The sequence below is a fragment of the Bradyrhizobium lablabi genome (genome assembly GCF_001440475.1).
Classification (GTDB): Bacteria; Pseudomonadota; Alphaproteobacteria; order Rhizobiales; family Xanthobacteraceae; genus Bradyrhizobium; species Bradyrhizobium lablabi.
Genome location: NZ_LLYB01000049.1, coordinates 76,180 through 82,644 on the forward strand (window position 1 = coordinate 76,180; position 6,465 = coordinate 82,644).

The following is a 6,465-nucleotide window of genomic DNA, read 5'->3' on the forward strand; positions in this document are numbered from 1 at the left end:
CACCATCAAAACGGATTCGTAACGATCCCGCCGTCGGCACGGAGCGCGGCGCCGTTAGTGGCGCTGGAGGCTTTTGAGCAGACGTAGCAGATCAGATTGGCGACTTCTTCCGGCTTGGCATAGCGCTGCAGCAGCGACGCCGGGCGACGTTCGCTGAAGGTGCGCGAGACCAGGTCGTCGACGGTCGTTCCCGCGGCTTTCGCCCGCGCGGCCAGACGCACCGGCGCCATCTCGACCCAGGTCGGGCCGGGCATCACCGAATTGACTGTGACGTTGGTGCCCTTGGTCGTCTCGGCCGCGCCGCGCGCGATGACGAGCTGCGCCGCTTTGGAGAAGCCGTAATGCACCATCTCCTTTGGAATGAAGACGCCGGATTCGCTGGAGACGAACACGACGCGGCCCCAGTCCTTGTGATCGAGCATCCGCTTCAGGTAGTGCCGCGTCAGCCGCACGCCGCTCATGACGTTGACCTCGAACATTTTCGACCAATCGACATCCTCGATCTCGAAGAAGCCCTTTGGTTCATAGATGCCGAGATTGTTGACGAGGATGTCGACATCGGGGAATTGCGCCACCAGTGCAGCGCAGCCCGCGGCATCGCCGAGATCGAACGCCGCGCCATGCACCTTGGCCGACGGCACCGCCTCTCGGACTTTTGCCACGGCCTCGCTGACCGCAGCCTGCTCACGCCCGTTGACGATCACCTCCGCGCCCATCTGTGCAAGGCCGATTGCCGTTGCGAGCCCGATGCCGCGCGTCGAGCCGGTGACCAGCGCCGTCTTGTCCGCCAGGTCGAGATTCATGCGTTCCCCCTCACGTTTCTTGGTTGGCCGCTGCTATTTGGCCGGCGGCACGATGTAGATGTTCCAGGCCGTCGCGGGACCGGGCAAGCCTAGGAAGAATCGCCGCGTGGTCATCACCATGCGCTCGGCATTGGCGGCATGGGTCTTCATCCATGCCTCGCATTTCTCCAGCTTCCAGTCGCCGGTTTCGCAGATGCCGATGAAGCCGGATCGCTTCGCCTCCTCGAGCGAGGTGAGGCCCGACGACCACGGCTCGTCCGGCGTCAGCGGCGCCGGATGATCGGGGCTGTAGAAAGTGACGGGCTGGCCGGTATCGGTATAGGCGGCGACCACTGGCCAATGCGATCGGAAGCGGGTGTGCCAGGCTTCCGTCAGTTCGCGGGCGAGTTCGGAGCGCGCCCGGTAGGTCGCGCCTGCCGTGCGCTTTTCGCTGAGTTCATAGGCGACGATCCTGGGCGATATCGCCAGCACGATCAGCGAAATCACCAGCCAGCTCGCCGTCAGGTTCATCAGCGCGACCTTCCGAACCCGCACCGCTGGGATCGCGACCAGCGCGAGCGGCGTCAGGAAGAACAGCGGGATACCCCAATCGGTCTTGATGTAGACATGGAATATCACGGCGCCGAGCGGCGGCCCGACCGCCACCACGGCCTGGATGATCCAGACATTGAGCGCCTGGGACGTGTTCACGCCCGAATTGGCGCCGCGCGCGAAAGCCGGAAACGGCGCCAAACGCCACGGCCGCCACATAAGCGCAATCGCGCCGAGTACCACCGGCAAGGCCAGCAATGCGAGATTATGCAAGACATAGCCGAGCGCGAGATCGTCGATCATGGTGCGGTCGCTTAGCGAATAGGTATCGCCCGCATAGGTGAATGGAACGAAGTTCACCTGCTTCAGCCACATCAGATGCGGAAACATCGCGACCACGAGCGCCACGATCGCGACCCACGGCGCCGGCGAACGCAGGAACTGCAGGCGCTGTGGATGGATCAGCGCGGCAAGGCCGATGGCGCCGATCATGGTCACGGCCCAATATTTGGTCATCAGCGCGAGCGCGCCGGCGAGCCCGAGCCACACGCCGGATCTAATGCTGCGCTTTTCGAACGCGTCGAGATAGGCGAGCACGAGGAGCGGCAGCGTGACGAGCTGCAACAGGTCCGGATTGTACTTGAAGCCCTTGAAATTGAAGATCGGATAGAGCGCGAGCATCACGACGACGAAGAACGCGCGGCGATGATCCACCACGCGCAGCGCCAGCCACCAGCAGATCACGAGCCCGCAGGCCAGCGTCGCCATCGCCAGCGCATAGCTTGACCAGTCGGTGACCGGAAACAGCATGAACCAGACGCCGGCAACCCATCCGGAAAGCGGCGGGTGCTTGCCATAGCCGAGCAGGAACTTCTGGCCCCAGGCGAAGGCCTCCGCGACGTCCATATGAACGTCCTGCCCGGTCTTCAGATTGACCAGAATCAGCGTCCACAGCACGGCGTGGACCACGGCAAAGCCGGTCACCAGCCAGAGCCCGGCCTTGGGATCGCTGGCCTGCGAGGCCAGCCACGCCGCCAGCCGCCGGATCGATGGAAAACGCTTGCCGCGCGCGGCCGCGGGCGAAATGGATGCAGTCGACATGGCCCACTCCGTAGCGTGTTTTGGGGCCGAGTGGAATCAGCTTGCCGTGAAGAAACCCCCTTAAAATACAGCAAGATGGTTGCCGCACCGGGGCGTGAATGCTATCCCGCGCCCCATGACAACCACGCCCATTTCCAACATCCGCAACTTCTCCATCGTCGCCCATATCGACCATGGCAAATCGACGCTGGCCGACCGCCTGATCCAGATGACGGGCGGGCTGACCGATCGCGAAATGGCGGGCAAGGAACAGGTGCTCGATTCCATGGATATCGAGCGCGAGCGCGGCATCACCATCAAGGCGCAGACGGTGCGGCTGAACTACCGCGCCAAGGACGGCAAGGACTACATCTTCAACCTGATGGACACGCCCGGCCATGTCGACTTCGCCTACGAAGTCTCGCGGTCGCTGGCGGCCTGCGAAGGGTCGCTGCTCGTGGTCGACGCCAGCCAGGGCGTGGAAGCGCAGACCCTCGCCAACGTCTATCAGGCGCTCGACAACAATCACGAGATCGTGCCCGTCCTCAACAAGGTCGACCTGCCCGCGGCGGAGCCCGACAAGGTCAAGCAGCAGATCGAGGACGTGATCGGCATCGACGCCTCCGACGCCGTGATGATCTCGGCCAAGACGGGCCTCGGCGTGCCCGATGTGCTGGAGGCGATCGTCACCCGCCTGCCGCCGCCGAAGGGCGACCGCGATGCGACGCTGAAGGCGCTGCTGGTCGATAGCTGGTATGACGTCTATCTCGGCGTCGTCGTGCTCATCCGGGTGGTCGACGGCACCATGAAGAAGGGCCAGCGCATCCGCATGATGGGCACCAGCGCGGCCTACGACGTCGAGCGCGTCGGCTTCTTCACGCCGAAGATGCAGCAGGTCGACGAGCTCGGCCCTGGCGAGATCGGCTTCATCACCGCGGCGATCAAGGAAGTCGCCGACACCCGCGTCGGCGACACCATCACCGACGACAAGAAGCCGGTCACCGAAATGCTGCCGGGGTTCAAGCCGGCTATCCCCGTGGTGTTCTGCGGCCTGTTCCCGGTCGACGCCGACGACTTCGAGACGCTGCGCGCGGCGATGGGCAAGCTGCGGCTGAACGACGCGAGCTTCTCCTTCGAGATGGAGACTTCCGCCGCCCTCGGCTTCGGCTTCCGCTGCGGCTTCCTGGGGCTTCTGCATCTGGAAATCATCCAGGAGCGACTGTCGCGCGAATTCGACCTCAACCTGATCGCGACAGCGCCGAGCGTGATCTACAAGATGCACCTGACCGACGGCCAGGAGATCGAGATCCACAATCCTGTCGACATGCCGGATGTCGTCAAGATCGCCGACATCGAGGAGCCGTGGATCGAGGCGACGATCCTGACGCCGGACGAATATCTCGGCAGCGTGCTGAAGCTGTGTCAGGACCGCCGCGGCTCGCAGAAGGAGCTCACCTACGTCGGCTCCCGCGCCATGGTGAAATACGACTTGCCGCTCAACGAAGTCGTGTTCGATTTCTACGATCGCCTGAAATCGGTGTCGAAGGGTTACGCCTCGTTCGACTATCATTTGACCGACTACAAGGTGGCCGACCTCGTCAAGATGCAGATCCTCGTCAACGCCGAGCCGGTCGATGCGCTGTCGATGCTGGTGCACCGGACCCGCGCCGAAGGGCGCGGCCGCGCCATGGTCGAGAAGATGAAGGAACTGATCCCGCCGCACATGTTCCAGATCCCGATCCAGGCCGCGATCGGCGGCAAGGTGATCGCCCGCGAGACCGTCCGCGCGCTGCGCAAGGACGTCACCGCCAAGTGCTACGGCGGCGACATCACGCGCAAACGCAAGCTTCTGGAGAAGCAGAAGGAAGGCAAGAAGAAGATGCGGCAGTTCGGCAAGGTCGACATCCCGCAGGAAGCGTTTATTGCGGCGCTGAAGGTGGATAGCTGAAGCTAGCGCTCAAACCGCCAAAGCATGATGAGATCAGGCCCGGCCTGAGGCGTCCGCGACTGGACAACAAAAATATCGAAAACAACCCCATGCAAAGTAGCCGGCGAGGCCGGCGCGACGCCCTTCGTATTTTACGAAGTCATTTGACGCGTCGGGCAAATCACCGGCACAGTGCCATCATCGCCTGGGCGTGTGATCGGTGGGGCCCTTTCCGAACCAGCGAAACAGGCGCAACCCCGCCTCGCCCCGTTGGCCTGGCCTCGGCACCGGCTGCTTTGGGGGCAGAGCGGACATCAAACGGCAAGTAAAGGCCGAAAGCTCGGTCGAAATTGACCCTTGGCGGACATATCGAATCAAAACAGACCGAAACGGCCGAGACGAGAAGCACTACGGCTCAGCTAGGGAAGTCCTTTTGTCATCGTAAAGGGATTGAACCCACGTTCCGCGAGGGCAGCCCACGAAGCTGCGCCAAGATGTGACAATCGGAAATAGTGTCGCGGCTTGGTCGGGTCGGTGTCCAACACGAACCCCGTCGGTAACGCGCGGACAGTCGTGGCATAGAACCCACCATCGGGCGACCTCTGGGATTCGATGATAGCGATCAACGATTCTGCCCTCTCAGACCTGCCGAGCAATTTCATCAAGAGAGCCATTTGGCCCGTCCCTTCGGTCCACACACCGTCCCGGTCTTCACCGTAAGAAAAGCCTCCGCCAACACTCATTCGCTGTTCGGCGGTCGTCATTGCCGATGCAAATTTCCCGGCCGCTCCGTGAAGCGCTGTTAAAGGCCAGATCTGGGCATCCAGAGCCAAAATCGGATTATGCGTGACACCGTCTTCAGCGGTCCCTGCGGCGAAACAGGCGCACCCCGGATCCCACATCGTATTTACGAAGTACTCAGCAACCGTTGCCTTATCGCGCCAGCGCGAATCGCCTGTACGGATCGCAAGAAGGCCAAACGCGGCGGCGAGGTCAGTATTATGTTCAGTCGATTTCCACGTCCGCACTTCCGGCGTCGGTTCGTGCCCAAACGTACCACCCGTGAAACCGCCAGTACCGCGCGTATCGGCCCATTGCGCGACCCAGGCGCCAAGCCGTGCAGCACCATCGCGGAACCGAGAGCCGGTGTTCACATCATCAACCGACAGCAACGCCAACATGGCCCATGCCACGTTACCAACATCGCTGCCCACCTGATATCGATCCTCCAACCATTTGTTCTGAATATTGTCCCACCACCCTGGAAGTTTGACGGGGCCATTCGCCACCACACCCGCCGCGTAAGCGTTCCTGAGCCGTCCATCATGCCAGGTGCGGTCGTTGTCGATGGCCCAGAGAATCGCGTAGCCAATCCGGTACGCTTTATCTTGCTCACCGCAACCGACCAATGCGATGGCGGCTACCGCATTGTCATAGAGGTAGGCGGCGCCATGCAGAGGCCCCGATTCGACGGTCGGATAGCTGGGCAGGAACAACGGCCCTGATGGCGGCGCCTTATCAATTAGACCAGCGAGGTATCCGCACGCTGACGTTTTTGGCGCTGTTGACGCCTGCAGTGGAGCGGAGGCCATCATGACTGCGAAAGTCGCGACGACCAAAGTGTGAAGGCAGAGCCTGCGACAACGGTAGAAGCAATAAGTGATTGGTGCCGGTAGCATTTCGCTGCCTCTCGTGTCTTTTCAACCAAGATAGACTTTGGGACATTGTTCGGCAGCCTCAATTCATCATAGCCCAATCCAGCAAGGGCGCGGAACGGAGGTTGATATTTGTTGGATAGCGAGATGAAGATCGCGAACGTGTGGGCAGCAGATGCCGACAGTCCTGCAAAAACGGAACGAGCAGCAGCTTCCTCGTCGACATGGAAGGGCCGCGGATCATACTGCTTCGCGAACTGAATTATCTCGGCCTTAGAGACAAAATTGCGGCTGTCACCAACTTCGATGTCTTCAAAATATCCGCTGGTCATCGGCCAATCCTTTACGAGCAGACTAAACTACGGGGATGGCACACCGCACTCTAGTCTCCGTGCCGATCAATGTCAGCACGTCCGGTTCTGGCCGATACCGTTGAAGAAGTCGGTCCGCGACCGCGGGCGCCCCCAAT

General features: G+C 61.7%; 5 protein-coding genes. 1 reads left to right on the forward strand and 4 read right to left on the reverse strand.

What is annotated here, in order from left to right; genetic code table 11:
• Nucleotides 1–5: 5 nt before the first annotated feature.
• Both CQ14_RS08290 and CQ14_RS08295 read right to left on the reverse strand, forming a co-directional pair.
• A complete protein-coding gene (locus CQ14_RS08290) occupies nucleotides 6–803 on the reverse strand; it encodes an SDR family NAD(P)-dependent oxidoreductase (protein WP_057857427.1) in 798 nt (265 codons plus the stop codon).
• A gap of 33 nt (nucleotides 804–836) precedes the next feature.
• Entirely contained in the window at nucleotides 837–2,435 is a 1,599-nt protein-coding gene (locus tag CQ14_RS08295) for a glycosyltransferase family 39 protein (protein WP_057857428.1), read from the reverse strand.
• Between the two features lie 115 nt (nucleotides 2,436–2,550).
• Here CQ14_RS08295 and lepA point away from each other — a divergent pair, with 115 nt between their 5' ends.
• A complete protein-coding gene (lepA, locus tag CQ14_RS08300; RefSeq protein WP_057857429.1) occupies nucleotides 2,551–4,362 on the forward strand; it encodes a translation elongation factor 4 in 1,812 nt (603 codons plus the stop codon).
• 398 nt (nucleotides 4,363–4,760) lie between these two features.
• Here the strand turns inward: lepA and CQ14_RS08305 are convergent, their stop codons facing one another.
• Together CQ14_RS08305 and CQ14_RS42015 are read right to left on the reverse strand one after the other, a co-directional pair.
• On the reverse strand, nucleotides 4,761–5,837 hold the full coding sequence (locus tag CQ14_RS08305) for a hypothetical protein (protein WP_057857430.1): 1,077 nt from the start codon (nucleotides 5,835–5,837) through the stop codon (nucleotides 4,761–4,763).
• A 95-nt stretch (nucleotides 5,838–5,932) separates the two neighbouring features.
• A complete protein-coding gene (locus CQ14_RS42015; protein WP_156434768.1) occupies nucleotides 5,933–6,328 on the reverse strand; it encodes a hotdog family protein in 396 nt (131 codons plus the stop codon).
• Nucleotides 6,329–6,465 lie beyond the last annotated feature (137 nt).

Excerpts from the sequence above, each read along its gene's own strand:
- CQ14_RS08290 (WP_057857427.1), bottom strand. The coding sequence starts at position 803 with ATGAATCTCGACCTGGCGGACAAGACGGCGCTGGTCACCGGCTCGACG.
- CQ14_RS08295 (WP_057857428.1), bottom strand. The coding sequence starts at position 2,435 with ATGTCGACTGCATCCATTTCGCCCGCGGCCGCGCGCGGCAAGCGTTTT.
- lepA (WP_057857429.1), top strand. The coding sequence starts at position 2,551 with ATGACAACCACGCCCATTTCCAACATCCGCAACTTCTCCATCGTCGCC.
- CQ14_RS42015 (WP_156434768.1), bottom strand. The coding sequence starts at position 6,328 with ATGACCAGCGGATATTTTGAAGACATCGAAGTTGGTGACAGCCGCAAT.